General features: G+C 48.6%; 3 protein-coding genes. 2 read left to right on the forward strand and 1 reads right to left on the reverse strand.

The features are described from left to right. On the forward strand, window positions 1-875 hold an 875-nt coding region (locus tag ACR2PX_RS22175; protein WP_434001536.1), incomplete at its 5' end, for a hypothetical protein. After that, window positions 875-1,285 carry a hypothetical protein gene (locus ACR2PX_RS22180; RefSeq protein ID WP_434001537.1) on the forward strand — a complete coding sequence of 137 codons (411 nt, stop codon included), beginning with the start codon at window positions 875-877 and terminating at the stop codon, window positions 1,283-1,285. The genes ACR2PX_RS22175 and ACR2PX_RS22180, both read left to right, overlap by 1 nt. Window positions 1,286-1,490: 205 nt before the next feature. Here the strand turns inward: ACR2PX_RS22180 and ACR2PX_RS22185 are convergent. Further along, a partial coding sequence (locus ACR2PX_RS22185) for a zinc ribbon domain-containing protein (protein WP_433999696.1) occupies window positions 1,491-1,596 on the reverse strand: 106 nt, incomplete at its 5' end.

A 1,596-nucleotide genomic window follows, 5' to 3' on the forward strand; every position in this document is an offset into this window, starting at 1 on the left:
TATATTCAGAATCAAGAAAGGCCGGAGAAGTGACAGCCCTCTACGGGCTGTTTGCTATCCATCTCCATCCAAACGACAAAGCTACGCAATGCCGCTATGGATGGAGAATTCCGCAAAACCCGTTAAAACTCCCACCCAGAAACAGACTAATATTTTCGTCGCCAGCGACCGACTGGCCAGAGGTCTGCTACAGGCCCAGAATCGTGGCCAGAGGTCTGCTACAGGCCCAGAATCGTGGCCAGACTGTCCAATGGGTGATCCACGGTGATGGCCTTTCACTGTTTGAAAAAGCCCTGGATCGATTAAACGGTCAAGTACTGGATAAACACGAAGTGTTGATTGCAGGCCTTCCTAAGCAACAGATAGGCCCAGTGATTCAGAAAATGCGTGGGCACAGCATTCAGTTTCACGACGATGTTATCAAATACAATGGCCATGACTGGAGTGCCCTGAATAATCGTGTTTTGGGTACGAAGCGTATGTATCAGGCCATAGAATCTCTGGGAGAAGGCTATCAGGATCGTCTGGGCGAACTGAAAGACCAGGCCAGAGATGACCGGTTCAAAGCCATCAGTGGTTCTGCCGGTGCTCTGAGTAACGGCTTTCTGGCGGGCAGCCTGATGATAGGTTCAATGAGTTCTGACACTTTAATGGCAGCAGGACTGACCTCAACCGCCTATGGTCTTTATGCCTTTACTCACAAGCTTCGCTCACTGCGAAACATTGCCGCCAATAAGCTCGACAAAGCGGGCCTTAACCCCCATATGCACCCTTTCAAGAGTACCGCCCGGTTTAATAGTCATGTAGAGCGTACCTATGGCGGTCAAACCCAAAGCTTTCTGGCTCTGATGGGTTTCAAGCGAGGAAATGTCTGATGTTGTTATGGCTGAACCGGTTATTTGCCTCCAAACAACGTCTGGTAGGTGGCCCGAATTTTAATCAGGCACCCTGGCGAACCCTGAACATCTCCGGTACTGTGATTCGCTTTAAGAATCCGCCAAAGAGTTCTGGCATTGCCAACCAACACTGGCCAGAAATGATCGACCTGTATAAAGAAGACTACGAAGAATGGAATGAGGGAGACGGCCTATCGAAGAATATTTTCGAAAACTTCTGGTGCTATTTCGATCACTTACTTTGGGGCGAGGGGAGCATAGGTACTTGCAGTATTTATATATATACAGCGTCGTTCGCCTCACAACTGGATAATTCGATCCATGCTGGACCCGAAAGATTGTCAGGCCTGGATTCTGACTCAATGCAAAAAAGCAGCAGAGAAGTTTGATTTCAAAGTACCGCTAACAGTGGATGAACTTGATCGAGTCTGTGTGAACCACCATTACTTTTATAGAGAAAGAGTTTATAGAGGACAAAGAGGCTGGTACGAAGAGTATCATACCCCCCTTTCAGACGATCACCTGCTGACCTTATACTTCAGTCCTGACAGTGACCAAGGCCTGATGAATGATGAACTTGACATCCTCCCCGCCCTAAAGAACGGGGATTCCTACAGCTAGACGGTCATGCCCGACCGCAAGAATGTTTCTTGCTGCGTTTACGTCACGCAGATGTTCAGCTCCGCACTCTGAACAGACC

Origin of the sequence: Endozoicomonas sp. (genome assembly GCF_051008435.1) — a bacterium.
In the GTDB taxonomy this organism is placed as follows: domain Bacteria; phylum Pseudomonadota; class Gammaproteobacteria; order Pseudomonadales; family Endozoicomonadaceae; genus Endozoicomonas_A.